The organism is Streptococcus sp. GMD6S (assembly GCF_000297015.1).
The window spans coordinates 1-17,942 of the sequence record NZ_AJRH01000003.1 but is presented as its reverse complement, the minus strand read 5'-3'; the positions used below and the strand labels follow the sequence as shown (position 1 = coordinate 17,942).

Sequence of the window (17,942 nt, the reverse complement as noted above, 5' to 3'; positions counted from 1 at the left end):
ATCATGAGCAATTCTTTAAAAAAAATTAGACCGTTAAAAATTCCTCTAAGTCGGCAAGGGCACGCTCTGCAATTTTTTCATAACGAGCTTTTTTATCACGGATACGCTCGCCTTCCAATTCCTTGATAATCCCAAAATTGACATTCATTGGTTGGAAATGTTTGCTGTCCGCATGAGTGATGTAATGAGCTAGACTTCCGATCGCTGTGGTCTCTGGGAAGATAGCTTCACTTTCACCCTTGAAGAGTCGAGCCGCGTTAATACCTGCAACCAAGCCTGAGGCTGCTGACTCAACATAGCCTTCCACACCCGTCATCTGACCAGCAAAGAAGAGGTTAGGCTGTTTCTTAGAACGGTAAGTCTGCTCAAGAAGATTTGGTGAATCCATGTAAGAATTGCGGTGCATAACCCCATAACGAACAAACTCAGCATTTTCAAGACCAGGAATCATTTGGAAGACACGCTTTTGTTCTCCCCATTTGAGGTGGGTTTGGAAACCGACGATATTGTAGAGACTACCAGCCGCATTATCCTGACGAAGTTGGACAACCGCATACGGTGTTTTGAACTCCCCGTCACGAGGGCCTGTGTAGTCGTCTGGATACTCCAAACCGACTGGCTTCATCGGACCATAAAGCATGGTTTTAATGCCACGCTTGGCCATGACTTCGATAGGCATACATCCTTCAAAGTACTTTTCTTTTTCAAACGAATTCAGCGGTGCTTCTTCAGCATTGACCAAGGCTTCATGGAAATCCATAAACTCTTGTTTGGTCATTGGAGCGTTGAGGTAGGCTGCTTCTCCCTTATCATAACGAGACTTGAGATAGACCTTGCTCATATCAATGGTGTTAACGTCGATAATCGGCGCCGCCGCATCGTAGAAATAGAATCCATCCCCATCATTAAGGGCATGAATCTTTTCAGCTAAGGTATCACTGGTCAAAGGACCAGTAGCGACAACCGTAATAACATCCGTCGGCAATTCTGTAATTTCATCACGAACCACTTCAATCAAGGGATGATTGGCCACTTTTTCGGTCACCATTTGAGAGAAACCATCGCGGTCCACCGCAAGGGCTCCACCAGCAGGAACACGTGTAGCCTCAGCAGACTCCAAGATAACAGAACCCAAGCGACGCATTTCTTCCTTGAGGAGTCCAACGGCATTTGTCAAAGCATCCCCACGTAAGGAATTGGAACAAACTAACTCAGCAAAATTGTCTGTTTTGTGCTGAGGAGTTGACTTGACACCACGCATTTCATAGAGTTTAACTGGAATACCACGTTCTGCGATTTGGTAAGCTGCTTCAGAACCTGCCAAGCCAGCACCGATAACATTGATATAAGATTGAGACACGACACTAATACCTCTTTGGGTGGAAACTAAGTCCAAATAAAAACAAGCTACTAGACTATTTGACACCCACAAATCTTTCTAAATTCATGCTTGGTCCATTATACCAAAAAACTAAGTAAAAAGACAGACAGGAGAATTCCTGAATGTCTTTCAAAAATTATTCTTTATTAAAATTGAATGTCTCCCAATTCAGTTTGCTTCCATATTTTATAGTAAAACGTACTTCTGTATTCTTAGGTAGTTTATCGCTTTGAAGTATTTGGGCAAGTAAGTATTCGAAATCAGAATCCGTCCAATTGTCAATATCTTCATTAGTTACTTGTAGGTTTTGTCTTCGTACCTGCTCTATATCAATACGTATTCGAATACTAAAGGTCGAACGATTGTCAGCAACTCTTTTTAAAAGTAGATCTCGATTACGAACAAGCGTCTCTTCATCAAGATTGTTGACTCTACTTGAGTCTAGGTCCTCAATTAAGGGAGTGAGTTCTTCTACATCCGTCTTCAAAATTGCCTCTCTTTTATCTCTCTCTTCAAGACGGGTTTTGGGGTTGCCACTATATTCTTTTTTTGGAACCAAAGAATAATTGGAGTCAAATGAGTCCAATTCAATTGAATTTTTAATATAAAGATTCCTAATCACATCATCGCTTAAATATGTTGAAGTCAAGCTACCACTTTGAAGTAATATATTATAAGCTTCCTCAAGTCGGTCATAGTTGTCATCACCAGAAACATACTCCATTTCTAAACGGTAGACTGTTTTCTTGGAAAAACCAAAGAATTTTTTCTTTTCAACTTCTTTAAGCCTCGAATTGTATTTAAGGACTGGAGTGCTCTCAACATAATCTTTTTCAAAATCCACATAGACATCAACAAATTTCGTATTTCCTTCAACGTAAAACGGAGATCCATAATATCCAAAGGTATCAGCTGTCGAGTATCCTTCTGCTTCTAACCCTGCAGCTTCTACTACAGAACGAATGTTTGAAATAGCTATTTTAGCTAAATCACGATCGACTCTATTGTTACATGCTGACAATATAAATAATGTGAGAATAGGCAACAGTACGCCAATTACTTTCTTCATCACTTTGCTTTTCATTTCTCCTCAAAATAAGCAATCTTATCAAAATACTTATGATTGTTATTTTTGTTTCAGGAAGAAGACAAGGTTCCCAATTTAGTCACTTTCTTGATTTTCTTCCCAATCGTGGTAGGCAGCGTAGAGTTGGCTTTTATTCCACTGGTAGAGTTTCGCAACTTCCTTAATGGCTTGATTTTTCTTCATGCCTTGCTGGATACGAGATTGGATTTCTGAAAACAAGTCCTCCTCGTCCTTTTCCTCCACATCCTGACTTGCGCCTTTAACGATGAGAAGGCATTCACCCTTGAGTGGCGTTTCAGCAATACTTTCTAGTAGCTCTGAAATCTTTCCTCGTTGGTATTCTTCATAGATTTTGGTCAATTCCCTGACCAAGACTACCGAGCGGTCACCGTAGACTTCTAGCATATTTTCCAATGTATCTGATACACGGTGGGGTGATTCGTAGAAAATCTGAGTTTCTGGGTAATCTTTTTTTAAGTCGAAAAATTGCTTTTGCTGGCCTGATTTTCTCGGTAAGAAACCGTAAAAGATATGTGGTTGTGGAGCTAAACCACTGGCAATCAAAGCAGAAATCCCTGCAGAGGCACCCGGAACTGTCACTACTGCAATTTCTTCCTCAATAGCTGCCTTAACCAAATCATGACCAGGGTCCGAGATACTAGGCAGACCCGCATCGGATACCTGAGCGATACTTTGTCCTGCTTTCAAGAAACCAATCAAATCAGGAATTTTTTCCTTGGCATTGTGCTCATGAAAACTGATCTGCTTTGTCGAAATATCAAAATGCTTGAGCAAGAGACCAGTATTGCGCGTGTCCTCAGCAGCAATCCAGTCCACTTCTTTCAAGGTCTGGATGGCACGAAAGGTCATATCGTCTAGATTGCCAATCGGCGTTGCTACAAGGTAAAGCTTGCCATAGGAAGACTGCCCCTTAAAACTTTTTTGAATCTGCATGCCTACTCCCTGTACAACAACTCGTCACAGAACATACATTCCTCGTCCTGCTCTCGGCGTTGTCCATAAAAATCATTACATACGTGAAAACCGTCCTTATAGATTCGACGGACGCTTTCACGAACATGCTTAGCCTTGACGGGAGTATCTGCTTCCACCTCGCCCAAGCGTTCGCGCAACTTACTATTTTCCAAGCGAAGAGCTGTATTTTCCTCTACCAGGCTCTTGAGATTTTTCTTGATGGCTTCCACATCGGCCAAGGTCACCAGTAACTGTTGGGAAAAATCATCCAGCGCGTCAAATAATTCTTTTTTGTCCATAAACCAGCCCTTTCCTTTCTTTATCCTTCATTGAGTTTATATTTCTTTCAAGACCAGATATTCCATAGCATTTTGAAAGCTGACATTAGCCTGCCACATTTTTCTAGCTTCTAGTAAATCTTGTAGAATCTGTCGAATCCTTGCTTGCAAGAGATCCTGCCCACAGAGGACTTCGAGGATTCGCAAGACCTGATCTTGTTTTTCCTTGTCATCTACCAAGCTGGCTAATTTCGCAACTTGCAAATAACTCTCTTTTTTCTTAGCTAATAACCAGGTCAGCAGGCGTTCGCTCTCATCCACCAAGGTCCAAAAACTAGCCTGATTGACCAACTTTTCAGCTTCAGCACGTGATTGACAAAACTGGGCTAAGAGAGTTGCTTTTTTCTTGACCAGACCTGCTTGTTCTAATTGATGGATGAGCTTTTCTTCTTGCTTTTTAAAATGGAAAATCTGGGTCCGACTACGGATTGTTGGCAACATCTTTTCCTCATCGCTGGTCAAGAAGAAAATATAAACCTCACTCTGGGGTTCTTCGATGACCTTGAGCAGAGAGTTAGCAGCGTTGGGATGCATTTTCTCCGCCTGCTCGATAATAAAAACCTGCTGCTGACTTTCAATCCCTGCTTGAGAAAACTGACCCACCAATTCCCGAATGCGTTCTGTCTTGATGACCTGATTGACTGGCTTAATCAAGGTAACATCGGGGAATTCTTCCTGTTCAATCAGCTTGCAGTTTCGGCATTTCTCACATGGTAGAACGCCTACTTTATCCGTACAAAAGAGGCTCTTAGCCAAAAACTGCGCCATTTCCAAGCTTCCAAAGAAACCTGAAAAGAGATAGGCGTGATTGAGCTGATCTTGTTCTAGGATACGGACAAAGCGGTCAAACTGGTCTGGCTGCCAAGCTTTTAGTTGTTCTTGTTTCATTTAGCCAAGCCCATTCTGTCAAACAAGACAGCCTTGGTCGTTTCCACAACTTGCTCCAAAGGAAGACTCGCATCAATCTTAACAATGCGATTTCCTTCTTTGTCCAGAAGAGAAAGGTAACCTTGACGAACTTTCTTGTGCAAGTCTAAACCTTCCATGTCCAAACGATTGACCTCGCGGTCACTATTAGCAGCAATGCGAGCCAGTCCTTCTTCCACCTCAATGTCAAAATAGAGGGTCAAATCGGGTTTAAGGCCATCTGTCGCAAAGTGATTGAGCCAATCAATGGCATCAATATCCAAACCACGGCCAAATCCCTGATAAGCAACAGAACTATCGATGAAGCGGTCCATAATGACCAACTTGCCAGCTTCAAGTGCTGGAAGAACTTTTTCCACCAAGTGCTGTCTACGACTGGCAATATAGAGAAGGAGTTCTGTTTTAGGATCCATCTGAGTATGACTTGGGTCCAAAATCACTTGACGAATCTTCTCCCCAATCAAGACTCCACCTGGTTCACGGGTCGTCAGCACCTCTACTCCTTTTTCCTCTAAAATTGGGAGTAGAGCCTCTAAAACGCTGGTCTTTCCTGCTCCCTCCGGTCCCTCAAGAGAGACTAAAAATCCTTTTGACATGTCTAACTCATTTCTTTTTTTCTACCTTCTATTCTATCAAAAAAATAGATTTTTGTGACAATCTTTTTGCGTCTTCTCCATTCAATCGACCATAAAAGAGGCTGGGAGTCATCCAACCTCTTATTTACCTAGTTCTTGTGTTCGTTTATAGGCTTGCTGAACTGCGTCCATGACTGTGCCTCTAAAGGCATGTTCTTCCAGACTTGCTACACCAGCAATAGTCGAACCTCCTGGGCTGCAAACTTGGTCCTTCAAAACTCCAGGATGTTGCTGGCTTTCGAGAACCATTTGTCCAGCGCCGACTACTGTTTGGGCTGCCATTTTCAAAGCCATTTCTCGGGGCAATCCTGTCTGCACACCCGCATCTGCTAAAGCATCAATAAAAAGGTAGACAAAGGCTGGTCCACAACCTGCAAGACCTGTCGCCGCATCAATTAAGCCATCTCCCAGCTCAACCAAAAGGCCAGCCTTGGCTAAAAGCTGACAAAAGAGTTCCCTGTCCTCAGCACGACAATTTGCTGACATGGCATAACTAATCACTCCTTGGCCAATAGCCACTGGAGTATTGGGCATGATGCGAATGATCCGGTGTTGACTTGGGATAAGACTCGCTAGTTTTTCCAAGGTCAATCCAGCCGCCATGGAAATCAAAAGAAGACTCTCTCGTTTTTCAAGGATGGTCTGGTATTGAGAAAGCAGTTCAGAAAACTGAGCAGGCTTTACTCCTAGAAAAATCACATCTGCTTCTGCAAAAATTTCTTCATTACTGGAAGCCTGACCGCCGAAGTTGGCGATGAAAGCATCTACTTTTGCTTGACTGCGATTGGCAAGGAGAATCTGAGCACCCGACCTGACCTGCAAGACAGCCTTAGCCAAGCTAGCACCCATATTCCCCAAACCGATAAATCCAATCTTCATCTCTTACTCCCTTATCTGTCCGTCACCAGTAACCACATACTTGTAGCTGGTTAACTCTTTCAAGCCCATTGGTCCACGCGCGTGCAGTTTCTGAGTAGAAATTCCCATCTCACATCCAAGACCAAACTGCCCACCATCAGTGAAACGCGTTGAGGCATTGACATAAACCGCTGCTGAGTCCACTTGATCTGTAAAGAAAGCCGCAGTTTCAACATTTTCCGTCACAATCGCATCCGAATGATGGGTACTGTGGGCTTCAATATGCGCAACCGCTTCTTCTAAACTGCTCACAACCTTAACAGCTAGGACATAGTCTAAAAACTCAGTGTCAAAGTCTTGGGCCTCAGCTGCTCGACCTGAAACAAACTGACTTGCTGTGCTATCCAAACGAAATTGAATTGGTTCCAGTCCAGCTTCCTTACGCTCTGCAACCAGAACTTGTTCCAAGCGAGGAAGGAAGCTTGCTGCCTTGTCTTCATGAACTAGCAAAACCTCCATAGCATTGCAGACAGAAGGACGACTAGTTTTGGCATTGTTGATGATGGCTAGAGCCTTGTCTTCATCAGCATCCTTATCTACATAGACATGGACAATCCCAGTTCCTGTTTCAATAACAGGTACGATAGCATTTTCAACCACGGCATTGATCAAGCCAGCGCCTCCACGAGGAATGAGGAGGTCTAGATAGCCCTTGGCCTTCATCATAGCATAGCTACTTTCTCGGCTGGTGTCTTCCACCAGTTGAATCACATTTGGATGAATGGTAGTCGTCTCCAAGCCCTTCTTCAAAGCTGTGACAATAGCATGAGCAGTTTGGTAGGCGTCCTTACCACTACGAAGAACGACCGCATTGCCACTTTTAAGAGCCAAAGCAGCCGCGTCAGACGTCACATTTGGACGGCTTTCATAGATAATCCCAATAACCCCCATGGCCACACGCTTCTTAGTAATAACCAAGCCATTTTCAAGCTGGCTTGTTTCTATGACTTCACCGATTGGATCTGGTAAAGCAACCACTTCACGAATCCCTCTTGCCATCGCTTGGATTCGCCCTTCATCCAAATAAAGACGGTCTAGCATAACATCTGAGATTTTCCCCTTGGCCGCTTCCATATCGAGGGCATTGGCCGCTAAAATCTCCTCAGTAGCAGCCACTAAGTGATCAGCCATAGCTAGCAAGGCTTGGTTTTTCACTGCTTCACTAGCAGTATTGATTGATTTCTTAACAGCCTGTACCTGTTCAAATTGTTCTTGTGTACTTACCATCGTTCACCTCTAAAATTCTGTAAAGAGTAGCTGGATTTCAGGAGTGATGGAAATCCAGTCATCACGGTGAATCAAGACTCCCTTAGCTTTTTGAGAACGGAGCATATCTTCTAGAGCTGAGACGCCAAATTGGACACGTCCCTTTCCAAGAGATTGACCTGTTTCTTTATCTGCTACTGTGACAATATCGTGATAAGAGAAGTTTCCTTCCACTTCTACCACACCCGATAAAAGGAGACTTTTCCCGTTTTTTGAAAGTGCCTCTGCAGCCCCACCATCTACCCAAATCGTTCCCTGACTTTGAGCATAGAAGGCCAGCCATTGTTTCTGAGTACGAAGTCCCTTCTCTTGCGCAACAAAGTAAGAACCATCCTTGGTATCCTCTACTGCCTCAATCAAGGCATCTGATTTCAAGGAGGAGCAAATATAGACTGGCACTCCTGACTCCGTCGCAATAGTTGCAGCTTTGATTTTTGTCAGCATACCCCCAGTACCATTAGACGAACCTGCTCCACCAGCCATATCAATAATCTCACGATTGATAGTCTCGATTCTCTCAAGACGTTTAGCTCTTGGATCTGAGTTGGGATTTCCAGTATAGAGACCGTCCACATCAGTCAAGAGAACTAAAAGGTCCGCTTGGACCATAGCCGCTACCTGGGCACTCAGAGTGTCATTATCACCCACCTTGAGTTCGTCAATGACGACACTATCATTTTCATTGATGATGGGAATTGCACCACGATGAAGCAATACAGACAAGGCCTGATGGGCGTTCTTATAGCGACGTTTATCTACAAAATCATCCTGTGTCAGCAAGATTTGTGCAGAAACGATCTGGCGCATGAGGAGGTTGGTTGTATATTCCTCCAACAAAAGTCCCTGACCAACTGCAGCCGAAGCTTGTTTATCTGCAATCTTGGTCGGACGTTTTTTAAAACCCAAAGCTCCAAATCCAGCGGCAACTGCCCCAGATGACACTAAAATCAACTCATGTCCAGCCTCATGCAGCATAGCCAATTGCTGGGTAATTGCCTTTACTTTACTCCTTGATAAACTCCCGTCTTCATTTGTCAAGGAGGAAGTCCCTACCTTAAAGACGATTCGTTTGTACTTCATATTCTCACTCCGATTCTTCATATTTATCCATTATAACATGAATACTTTAAAATAGAAAAGACTTGAAATGAAAAAGGTTGAGACAAGGCATCTCAACTCTTTTATCTATTCTCAGTTTTACGCAATCTTTCCAGCGTTTCTTTAAAAATCTCTGGAATATCTGCTGTGAATTCCAAGGTTTCACCTGTTCTCGGATGGGTAAAACCTAGAGTCTTAGCATGGAGAAACTGTCCTTGTCCTTTCAAAGTCTTACGAGGACCATAGACTTCATCACCAGCGACTGGATGGCCAATATAAGCCATATGAACACGGATTTGGTGGGTACGTCCTGTTTCCAGTTGCAACTCCACTAAGCTATAATCACCAAAACGTTCCAAAACGTGGAAACGCGTCACTGCCGGCTTCCCTTTAGCAGTCACAGCCTGTTTCTTACGGTCTTTTTCACTACGACCAATTGGCGCTTCAATCACACCACGATCATTGGGAAGATTGCCATGAACAATCGCCCAGTATTTGCGGAGAGACTTCTTGTCCTTAAGTTCTTGAGCAAGTGCTAGATGCGCCTCATCATTCTTAGCAATCATGAGGAGACCCGACGTGTCCTTGTCAATGCGGTGAACGATACCCGGCCGGAGAACACCATTGATACCTGACAAGTCCTTGATATGGTACATGAGGGCATTGACCAAGGTTCCGCTAGTATGACCAGCACTCGGATGCACCACCATCCCCTGAGGTTTGTTAACAACGGCTACATCCTCATCTTGGTAAATGATATCTAGCGGAATATCTTCAGCCACATACTCTAAAACCTCCGGTTCTGGCACATGGTAGGTGACGATATCCCCCTCTTGGACAGTGTATTTTGCTTTCTTGACTAGCCCATTAACCAAAACTTGTCCAGCCTTGATTTGTTCATTCGCGAGACTGCGTGACAATTCTGTCAGATCTGACAAAGCCTTGTCTAGACGTTGCCCACCAGTTTCAATTTTTATTTCCATTTACTTCCTCTTTAAGCATTGCAATCAATAAAACAATCACACCAACTGTCAAATAGCTGTCAGCAACATTGAAAATCGCAAAGTTGATAAAGTCTAGGTGAAACATATCCACCACAAAACCTTGACTCATTCTGTCGATAAAGTTACCCAGACCTCCCGCGATTATCAAAGTCAGTCCAAAAACTAACCAGAGAGAATCCTCCATGTGTTTATGTAGATACCAAATGGCTCCTACCATGACGACCAATGTAATGACAGCAAATAACCACTGCTGATCTTGCAGCATGGAGAAGGCTGCTCCTCTATTTTGCAGGTAGGTCAAGCTAACGAGATTGGGTATCCACGAACGCACTTCACCCAGTGGAATCTGCTGGACAACATAATTTTTGACCAACTGATCCAGCCCAATCAAAAGCAGTACAATGACTGCTACCATTCCTCTTTTTTTCATGATTTCCTCTTTTGATCAAAATATTCTTGCATAACCTCAACGAAAAGAGTCCCAGCTTGACTAAGCTCAACTTCTTCCCGTTTGACATAGACCATGCGATTATCTAGATTATCCTTGAGACGAATGACTGTAATCCCATTAACACTGTCACTATCTAAAAATCCAGATCCAGTCGCATAAGCATCCGTCCGCTCCAAAATACCATTCAAAGTAGCACGGTCCGTCACATTAAACATCTGCGAGCTCGCGCTGGTGTCGACAAAGTTCTCTGAATAGTATAGATACTCATCCTTTTCCTGAGTAAAACGAACGGTTGGTAGATCCGCTAAATCCTCCATGACCAATTCCTCCTTCTGGGCTAAAGGATGCCCTTCACGAAGATAAATGTGAGTCTGGAAAGGAATTAGTTCAATAACTTCTAAACCAAGCTTTTCAACCCGTTGCATGATGCCCTTTTTATTTTGGTTGTTGAGGTAGATAATCCCAATCTCACTATGTCCTTGGGCCACTTCGTCTAATATCTGAACTGTAGTAGACTCAAAAATACGAAAGTTCTTGTAGTCAGGATAACGTTCCGAAAAGGCCGTAATCGTTGGTGGCAAGAAGTCATAGTGCTGGCTGGCAATGGAAAATTCATCTTTTTCTTCCTCAGGGTTGGCATAATGATTTTGAAAAACATCAAAGCCTTTAACTAACTCCTGCGCTTTCTCATAAAATTCCATACCACGACGGGTTAAGAAAGTCCCCGAACTCGTCCGACGGAAAATCTTAAACCCCAGCTCTTTTTCCAAATCGCGCACAGAAATAGACAGACTTGGCTGACTAACATACATCTTTTCAGCAGCTTCACGGAAAGTACCGCTATTGGCAATAGCAACAACATAGCGTAATTGTTGAATATTCATCTTCTACCCCCAACTTCTCTATCTGTTCATTATACCATATTTCAGAATTTTTCCAAAAAAGAAAAAAGTGTCCATCGCAAGTTTAAATCTAACTATTCTCTATTAAATTCAAAATGGGTATCAAAACAAAAAAATAGGCTCTCCGAGAACTCGGAAAGCCTTATTTAATGCTACTTCTAGCTTCCTCGCCTTAAAATACCAAGGCTCGGGATAAAAAGGTTTACTGGACCTTTTTATTTTGCGATTGGGTAAACAGAAACTTGTTTCTTATCGCGACCTTTACGTTCAAAGCGTACTACGCCTTCAACTTTAGCGAACAAAGTATCGTCTCCACCACGTCCAACGTTTACACCTGGGTAGATGTGTGTACCACGTTGACGGTAAAGGATTGATCCACCTGTTACAGTTTGTCCGTCAGCTGCTTTAGCTCCAAGACGTTTCGCTTGTGAATCACGTCCGTTTGATGTAGAACCTCCACCTTTTTTGTGGGCGAAAAGTTGCAAGTTGTTAAGAGTCATTTTTAACATAATGTTTTCCTCCGTGTTAGTTTTCTGTGATAACTCTGGTTTGGACGAACTCAGAAGAGTTCTCCGATAAGTTTGCCATACCTAAGAAAAATGATTCGAAGAATAACTGGGTCATTTCTCTCTGGTGTGAAGGAAGATCCGCTGGTATTTCAACCTTTAGATAGCCACCTTCATCTTCGTTTAATTCTAAGATTGGTTCGTAGCCTGCAAATTTCTCAATGGAATTGACAAAGTTAATGGCAAGCGTAGAAACCGATGCACACACGACATCTAAGCCGTATTCGCCACTTTCGGCGTGTCCAGTAATTTCCGCACTCCTCAGCTCGCCATCTTCGGCTCTCTCAAAGACTGCTTGTATCATGTGTTCTCCTTAAAATTAAGCGTTGATCGCGTTGATGACAACTTTTGTATATGGTTGACGGTGACCTTGTTTACGGTGGCTACCTTTTTTAGGTTTGTACTTGTAAGTAACAACTTTCTTTTGTTTTCCTTGTTTTTCAACAGTTCCAACTACAGTAGCTCCAGCAACAAGTGGAGTTCCGACAACAGTGTTTTCACCACCAACAAGAACAACTTCGTTAAAAGTAACTTCTTGACCAGCTTCAACGTTCAATTTTTCAACGTAAACTGCTTGACCAACTTCAACTTTAACTTGTTTTCCGCCAGTTTTGATAATTGCGTATGTGCTCATTATGCACCTCCTATGATTTTTTGGGTTTCCCCGTATTTTTGTGAAGACTCGCCTAGCATCGTGGGACGAACCACTTTATACTCACTATGTGAGCAACGATGTTCGTGCGGTTGCACAGGACTGTGCATAGTCAACTCTTCAAGTATAGCATATCTTCTTTTTTCTTACAAGCGAAATCAATCAAATTTAAGCTTTTTCTTTCCCTTTTTTCCTCCAAAAAGCAAAAAGCATGCTGAAGTAAAAGATACTCATCATAAAAGGAACACCTAGAATTGTCTTCTCTTGATAGTAAATCGTCAAATAAGCTGAGAAAACAACTCCGAAGACAAAACTACTAAGCAAGCTAACAAAAATCAAGCCCTCTCGTAGAAAAGGCGTATGCTTGGTTCGGAAATAATCCCCAAAAGCCAACATGGTTCGTTTAATATTCCCAGTCATAAAGGCATTATTATAGGCGATACCCGAAACTTCTCCAAAGGCTGTTGTCACCAGTCCCATACAAAACGCTAAGGGTGGAACTAGGTAGATATTGTCTACTGACAAGGGAACAAAACCAATGATTATGGATAAGACCGCGAGTGGTATCAAGGACAAAATCGGCTTTTTAACAATTCGAAGTTTTTCCTTATACAATGTCAGAAAAAAGACACCCATCATAAAGGACAACAAGGTCATCACTTTAGCACTGGCGTCCGAGACATTCTGCTGAATGAGTCCTACAGAGAGAAAAACAACATTCCCAGTTTGTCCAGCCACAAGGGTGTTCCCTCGAACGATAAAGGTATAGGCATCGACATATCCTGCACAAAAGGTCAAAAAAAGCGCTAGTCTTTTAGACTGACGAGATATTTTTCTTATTGGTAATAATCTCATTATCTCTCCCATTTCAGTTTCATTTACTCATTTCAATATTGTACCACTTTCTTTAAGAAAAGCGTAGTCCATTTGAAAATTTTTACCATCTGTTGGATAGTCCTTCTTTTCTATGTTATAATGAAGGAAGGATTTAAAGTCGGAAAAGGAGTATTTATGCTTAAATTAGGTGTTATCGGAACAGGGGCTATCAGCCATCATTTCATAGAAGCAGCCCATGCTAGCGGAGAATACCAGCTGGTTGCAGTCTATTCTAGAAAACTAGAAACTGCCGCAACCTTTGCTTCCCGCTATAAGAATATCCAACTCTTTGATCAATTAGAGGAATTCTTTCAGTCTTCCTTTGATGTAGTCTATATCGCTAGTCCAAACTCCTTGCATTTTGTTCAAGCCAAGACTGCCTTGTCTGCAGGTAAACATGTCATTCTTGAAAAACCTGCTGTTACTCAGCCACATGAATGGCTAGATTTGAGACAAACAGCTGAGAAAAATCACTGTTTTATTTTTGAAGCAGCTCGTAATTACCACGAGGAAGCCTTTACTACTATCAAAAACTTTTTAGCAGACAAGCAAGTGCTGGGAGCAGATTTCAACTATGCCAAGTATTCTTCCAAGATGCCTGACTTGTTGGCTGGACAGACTCCCAATGTCTTTTCAGACCGTTTTGCTGGTGGAGCTCTTATGGACTTGGGGATTTATCCTATCTACGCTGCTATTCGTCTCTTTGGAAAGGCCCAAGACGCGACCTATCAGGCTCAACAGCTTGACAATAGCATTGACCTAAATGGCGATGGTATCCTCTTCTACCCTGACTTTCAAGTTCATATCAAGGCTGGAAAAAACATCACTTCCAATCTTCCTTGCGAGATCTACACAACAGATGGAACCTTGACACTCAACACGATTGAACATGTCCGCTCAGCTATTTTTACCGACCACCAAGGAAATCAAGTCCAGCTCCCTATCCAACAGGCTCCCCATACGATGACTGAGGAAGCAGCTGCATTTGCACACATGATTCAGCAACCAGACCAGACACTTTACCAGAACTGGCTGGATGATGCAGGTTCTGTTCATGACCTATTATATATCATGCGCCAGACTGCTGGCATTAGATTTGAGGCAGAAAAATGAAAACCAAACTACCGACTGAATGGCAAGAACTAAGTGACCGACTCGGTTTCCAAGAATTCACCCCCATTCAAACTCAACTATTTGAGCCCATTCTTGCTGGAGAAAACCTCCTAGGAGTGAGCCCAACAGGAACTGGTAAGACCCTAGCTTACCTCCTACCAAGTCTTCTCAGACTACAAAAGAAAAAAGCCCAGCAACTCTTGATTCTAGCACCAAATACAGAACTTGCTGGACAAATTTTTGATGTATGTAAAACGTGGTCAGAGGCTATCGGCTTGACTGCTCAGCTCTTCTTATCAGGTTCAAGTCAGAAACGCCAGATTGAACGCCTAAAAAAAGGGCCAGAAATTCTGATCGGAACTCCTGGCCGTATCTTTGAGTTGATTAAATTGAAAAAAATCAAGATGATGAATGTGGAAACCATCATTCTGGATGAATTTGACCAATTGCTCGATGATTCTCAGATTCACTTTGTAGAGAAAATTACTCACTACGCACCTCGTGACCACCAACTCATCTACATGAGTGCGACGACCAAGTTTGACCAAGAAAAGATTGCTCCAAACACGCGCACCATCGACCTTTCTGACCAAAAGTTGGACAACATCCAACACTTCTACATGCAGGTAGACCAACGTCACCGAGTGGATATGCTACGAAAACTAGCTCATGTTGAGGATTTCCGCGGTCTGGTCTTCTTTAATAGCCTATCAGACCTTGGAAGTGCAGAAGAAAAATTACAGTATCGAGATATCCTAGCTGTTTCCCTCGCTAGTGATGTCAATGTCAAGTTTAGAAAAGTTATCTTGGAAAAGTTTAAGGACAAGCAACTAACCTTGCTCCTTGCAACTGACCTTCTGGCTCGTGGAATTGATATCGATAGTCTAGAATGTGTCGTAAACTTTGATATTCCTAGAGATATCGAAACTTACACTCACCGTGCTGGCCGTACAGGTCGCATGGGCAAAGAGGGCTATGTCATCACTCTCGTAACCCATCCTGAAGAATTAAAAAAACTCAAGAAGTTTGCAAGTGTACGTGAAATTGTCCTAAAAAACCAAGAACTCTATATCAAATAAGGTTGGCCCTCGCCAACCTTTTTCTTATCCCCAAGTAATTTCCAATTGATAGCTAGCAAAGGGATGTCCCTCTTGGTTTTGTAGTTGATAGGCTAGCTCAATCTTTTGCCCATCCAGTTTGTAATGACTCGTTTGAATGATAAACTCCTGCATCCCCATTGGAGTAGGAATATAGGCCAAACTATCACTATCCTTTAGAAAACGCATGATGGTATTGGGCTTTGAGAAACGGGTCATCACCAATTCTTCTTGATGAAACTTGAGAACCACTTTCTCCTTTTCCTCATTATAAAAGAGTAAATAGCTATAATCCCCCTTTTCACGCACTTCCACGTCATAGAGTTGGTCAATGACTTCCAACTGCTCATCAAACTGAATCGTATTTCGCATCCGAATCTTCACATCAAATCCTCTTTCTGTCTCTTGTCCTACTATTTTACCAAAAAGAGCAGGATTTTGCTATAATGGTCATATGAACGAAAAAGTATTCCGTGACCCAGTTCACAACTATATCCATGTAAACAACCAGGTCATCTATGACTTGATCAATACAAAGGAATTTCAACGTCTGCGCCGTATCAAGCAACTAGGAACTTCCAGTTATACCTTCCACGGTGGGGAGCACAGCCGCTTTTCCCACTGCTTGGGTGTCTATGAGATTGCTCGACGTATCACGGAGATTTTTGAAGAAAAATATCCTGAAGAATGGGATCCTGCTGAGTCTCTCTTGACCATGATCGCTGCTCTCCTACATGACCTTGGACATGGTGCCTACTCGCATACTTTTGAAAATCTCTTTGATACAGATCATGAGGCCATTACCCAGGAAATTATCCAAAGTCCTGAGACAGAGATTCACCAAGTCCTGCTTCAAGTAGCGCCAGATTTCCCAGAAAAGGTGGCCAGTGTCATCGACCATACCTATCCTAACAAACAGGTCGTACAGCTCATTTCTAGTCAGATTGATGCAGACCGCATGGACTATCTCTTGCGCGACTCCTATTTTACAGGAGCATCTTATGGGGAATTTGACCTGACACGGATCCTACGAGTGATTCGTCCTGTCGAAAATGGGATCGCCTTTCAGCGCAACGGTATGCATGCCATTGAAGACTATGTTCTCAGTCGCTACCAGATGTATATGCAGGTTTATTTCCACCCAGCAACACGTGCCATGGAAGTTCTCCTACAAAATCTCCTCAAACGCGCTAAGGAACTCTATCCTGAAGACAAAGATTTCTTTGCACGCACTTCTCCACATTTGCTACCTTTTTTTGAAAAGAAAGTTACTCTATCTGACTATCTGGCACTTGATGACGGCGTGATGAATACCTACTTCCAACTCTGGATGACCAGTCCTGACAAGATACTAGCCGACTTGTCGCAACGTTTTGTCAACCGCAAGGTCTTTAAATCCATTACTTTTTCAGAAAAAGACCAAGACCAACTCGCAACCATGAGACAACTGGTTGAAGAAATCGGTTTTGATCCAGACTACTATACTGCTATTCATAAGAACTTTGACCTTCCTTATGATATCTATCGTCCCGAATCTGAAAACCCACGGACACAGATTGAGATTTTACAAAAAAATGGAGAACTAGCTGAACTCTCTAGCCTGTCTCCTATCGTCCAATCCCTTGCTGGCAGTCGCCACGGAGACAATCGTTTCTATTTTCCAAAAGAAATGTTAGATCAAAATAGCATCTTCGCAAGCATTACCCAGCAATTTTTACACTTGATTGAGAACGATCATTTTACCCCAAATAAAAACTAGAAGAGGAAATTTATGAGTATTAAACTAATCGCCGTCGATATCGATGGTACCCTAGTTAACAGTAAAAAGGAGATCACTCCGGAAGTCTTTTCTGCCATTCAAGACGCCAAACAAGCTGGTGTCAAAGTCGTCATTGCAACAGGTCGTCCTATCGCAGGCGTTGCCAAACTTCTGGACGACTTGCAATTGAGAGACGAGGGTGACTATGTCGTAACCTTCAACGGTGCCCTTGTCCAAGAAACTGCTACTGGGCAGGAGATTATCAGCGAATCCTTGACCTATGAGGATTATCTGGATATGGAATTTCTCAGTCGCAAGCTCGGTGTCCACATGCACGCTATTACCAAGGACGGTATCTATACTGCCAATCGCAATATCGGAAAGTACACGGTGCACGAATCAACCCTCGTCAGCATGCCCATCTTCTACCGCACTCCTGAAGAAATGGCTGACAAGGAAATTGTCAAGTGTATGTTTATCGATGAACCAGAAATTCTCGACGCTGCTATTGAAAAAATTCCAGCCGAATTTTACGAGCGCTACTCCATCAACAAATCTGCTCCTTTCTACCTCGAACTCCTTAAAAAGAATGTGGACAAGGGTTCAGCCATCACTCACTTAGCTGAAAAACTAGGATTGACCAAAGATGAAACTATGGCTATCGGGGACGAAGAAAATGACCGTGCCATGCTCGAAGTCGTTGGAAACCCCGTTGTTATGGAAAATGGAAATCCAGAACTCAAAAAAATCGCCAAATACATCACCAAAACAAATGACGAATCTGGCGTTGCCCATGCTATTCGTACGTGGGTACTGTAAAGTATGATAAAATACGAAAACCGCTCAGCTGAGCGGTTTTTTACACTGTTTATATGCCCCCTGCAAACATAATAATAT

21 protein-coding genes, 1 pseudogene and 1 other annotated feature are annotated in these 17,942 nt (G+C 42.8%); of the genes and pseudogenes, 5 read left to right on the top strand and 17 right to left on the bottom strand.

The features are described from left to right. Positions 1–25: 25 nt before the first annotated feature. From trmFO to GMD6S_RS00075, 12 genes are all read right to left on the bottom strand, one after another. Complete coding sequence (gene trmFO, locus GMD6S_RS00130; RefSeq protein WP_000083720.1) at positions 26–1,360, bottom strand: methylenetetrahydrofolate--tRNA-(uracil(54)-C(5))-methyltransferase (FADH(2)-oxidizing) TrmFO; 1,335 nt, start codon at positions 1,358–1,360, stop codon at positions 26–28. Between the two features lie 157 nt (positions 1,361–1,517). Beyond that, positions 1,518–2,453: a hypothetical protein gene (locus tag GMD6S_RS00125; RefSeq protein WP_033588432.1), complete on the bottom strand. Its 936-nt coding sequence runs from the start codon at positions 2,451–2,453 to the stop codon at positions 1,518–1,520. 90 nt (positions 2,454–2,543) lie between these two features. After that, entirely contained in the window at positions 2,544–3,422 is an 879-nt protein-coding gene (gene rsmI / locus GMD6S_RS00120) for a 16S rRNA (cytidine(1402)-2'-O)-methyltransferase (RefSeq protein WP_001166904.1), read from the bottom strand. A gap of 2 nt (positions 3,423–3,424) precedes the next feature. Then, positions 3,425–3,742 carry a DNA replication initiation control protein YabA gene (gene yabA / locus GMD6S_RS00115; RefSeq protein ID WP_000358229.1) on the bottom strand — a complete coding sequence of 106 codons (318 nt, stop codon included), beginning with the start codon at positions 3,740–3,742 and terminating at the stop codon, positions 3,425–3,427. A 36-nt stretch (positions 3,743–3,778) separates the two neighbouring features. Beyond that, complete coding sequence (locus tag GMD6S_RS00110; protein WP_000808202.1) at positions 3,779–4,669, bottom strand: DNA polymerase III subunit delta'; 891 nt, start codon at positions 4,667–4,669, stop codon at positions 3,779–3,781. Next, positions 4,666–5,304 carry a dTMP kinase gene (gene tmk / locus GMD6S_RS00105; protein ID WP_000033380.1) on the bottom strand — a complete coding sequence of 213 codons (639 nt, stop codon included), beginning with the start codon at positions 5,302–5,304 and terminating at the stop codon, positions 4,666–4,668. Before tmk ends, GMD6S_RS00110 begins: the two co-directional genes overlap by 4 nt. 120 nt (positions 5,305–5,424) lie before the next feature. Further along, on the bottom strand, positions 5,425–6,222 hold the full coding sequence (gene proC / locus GMD6S_RS00100) for a pyrroline-5-carboxylate reductase (protein WP_000689684.1): 798 nt from the start codon (positions 6,220–6,222) through the stop codon (positions 5,425–5,427). Between the two features lie 3 nt (positions 6,223–6,225). After that, positions 6,226–7,488: a glutamate-5-semialdehyde dehydrogenase gene (locus GMD6S_RS00095; RefSeq protein ID WP_000255272.1), complete on the bottom strand. Its 1,263-nt coding sequence runs from the start codon at positions 7,486–7,488 to the stop codon at positions 6,226–6,228. A gap of 9 nt (positions 7,489–7,497) precedes the next feature. After that, complete coding sequence (gene proB, locus GMD6S_RS00090; protein WP_000875724.1) at positions 7,498–8,607, bottom strand: glutamate 5-kinase; 1,110 nt, start codon at positions 8,605–8,607, stop codon at positions 7,498–7,500. Between the two features lie 101 nt (positions 8,608–8,708). After that, positions 8,709–9,608, bottom strand: a complete 900-nt coding sequence (locus GMD6S_RS00085; protein ID WP_000403219.1) for an RluA family pseudouridine synthase — start codon at positions 9,606–9,608, stop codon at positions 8,709–8,711. After that, on the bottom strand, positions 9,592–10,059 hold the full coding sequence (gene lspA, locus GMD6S_RS00080; RefSeq protein WP_000745700.1) for a signal peptidase II: 468 nt from the start codon (positions 10,057–10,059) through the stop codon (positions 9,592–9,594). The genes GMD6S_RS00085 and lspA overlap by 17 nt, the downstream gene beginning before the upstream one ends. Further along, a complete protein-coding gene (locus GMD6S_RS00075) occupies positions 10,056–10,964 on the bottom strand; it encodes a LysR family transcriptional regulator (RefSeq protein WP_001025712.1) in 909 nt (302 codons plus the stop codon). Before GMD6S_RS00075 ends, lspA begins: the two co-directional genes overlap by 4 nt. On the opposite strand from GMD6S_RS00075, the pseudogene GMD6S_RS12930 reads away from it, so the two are divergent. Continuing rightward, positions 10,957–11,052, top strand: a pseudogene (locus tag GMD6S_RS12930) (AraC family transcriptional regulator); the annotation flags it as partial. The gene GMD6S_RS00075 and the pseudogene GMD6S_RS12930 sit on opposite strands and share 8 nt — an antisense overlap. 145 nt (positions 11,053–11,197) lie before the next feature. Here the strand turns inward: GMD6S_RS12930 and rpmA are convergent. The 4 genes from rpmA to GMD6S_RS00055 form a co-directional block, all read right to left on the bottom strand. Further along, positions 11,198–11,491 carry a 50S ribosomal protein L27 gene (gene rpmA, locus GMD6S_RS00070; protein ID WP_000916509.1) on the bottom strand — a complete coding sequence of 98 codons (294 nt, stop codon included), beginning with the start codon at positions 11,489–11,491 and terminating at the stop codon, positions 11,198–11,200. Positions 11,492–11,507: 16 nt separating this feature from the next. Further along, positions 11,508–11,852, bottom strand: a complete 345-nt coding sequence (locus GMD6S_RS00065; RefSeq protein WP_000613705.1) for a ribosomal-processing cysteine protease Prp — start codon at positions 11,850–11,852, stop codon at positions 11,508–11,510. A 15-nt stretch (positions 11,853–11,867) separates the two neighbouring features. After that, the gene (rplU, locus tag GMD6S_RS00060) at positions 11,868–12,182 is read right to left on the bottom strand and encodes a 50S ribosomal protein L21 (RefSeq protein WP_000109141.1); all 315 of its coding nucleotides are present in this window, start codon (positions 12,180–12,182) and stop codon (positions 11,868–11,870) included. Positions 12,183–12,216: 34 nt separating this feature from the next. Next, positions 12,217–12,304 (bottom strand) — a sequence feature (ribosomal protein L21 leader region). A 64-nt stretch (positions 12,305–12,368) separates the two neighbouring features. Beyond that, positions 12,369–13,055, bottom strand: coding sequence for a YoaK family protein (locus GMD6S_RS00055; protein ID WP_001238359.1), 687 nt, complete (start codon positions 13,053–13,055; stop codon positions 12,369–12,371). Between the two features lie 156 nt (positions 13,056–13,211). Between GMD6S_RS00055 and GMD6S_RS00050 the strand changes: the two genes are divergently transcribed. Both GMD6S_RS00050 and GMD6S_RS00045 read left to right on the top strand, forming a co-directional pair. Next, a complete protein-coding gene (locus GMD6S_RS00050) occupies positions 13,212–14,189 on the top strand; it encodes a Gfo/Idh/MocA family protein (RefSeq protein WP_000915873.1) in 978 nt (325 codons plus the stop codon). Further along, positions 14,186–15,268 carry a DEAD/DEAH box helicase gene (locus GMD6S_RS00045; protein ID WP_000850593.1) on the top strand — a complete coding sequence of 361 codons (1,083 nt, stop codon included), beginning with the start codon at positions 14,186–14,188 and terminating at the stop codon, positions 15,266–15,268. Before GMD6S_RS00050 ends, GMD6S_RS00045 begins: the two co-directional genes overlap by 4 nt. Positions 15,269–15,292: 24 nt before the next feature. On the opposite strand, the gene GMD6S_RS00040 is transcribed toward GMD6S_RS00045, so the two are convergent. Beyond that, positions 15,293–15,670: a DUF1934 domain-containing protein gene (locus GMD6S_RS00040; protein WP_008292384.1), complete on the bottom strand. Its 378-nt coding sequence runs from the start codon at positions 15,668–15,670 to the stop codon at positions 15,293–15,295. Between the two features lie 70 nt (positions 15,671–15,740). Here GMD6S_RS00040 and GMD6S_RS00035 point away from each other — a divergent pair, with 70 nt between their 5' ends. Both GMD6S_RS00035 and yidA read left to right on the top strand, forming a co-directional pair. Continuing rightward, complete coding sequence (locus GMD6S_RS00035; RefSeq protein ID WP_001003515.1) at positions 15,741–17,045, top strand: HD domain-containing protein; 1,305 nt, start codon at positions 15,741–15,743, stop codon at positions 17,043–17,045. 12 nt (positions 17,046–17,057) lie between these two features. Beyond that, entirely contained in the window at positions 17,058–17,864 is an 807-nt protein-coding gene (gene yidA / locus GMD6S_RS00030) for a sugar-phosphatase (RefSeq protein WP_000023491.1), read from the top strand. Positions 17,865–17,942: the final 78 nt, after the last annotated feature.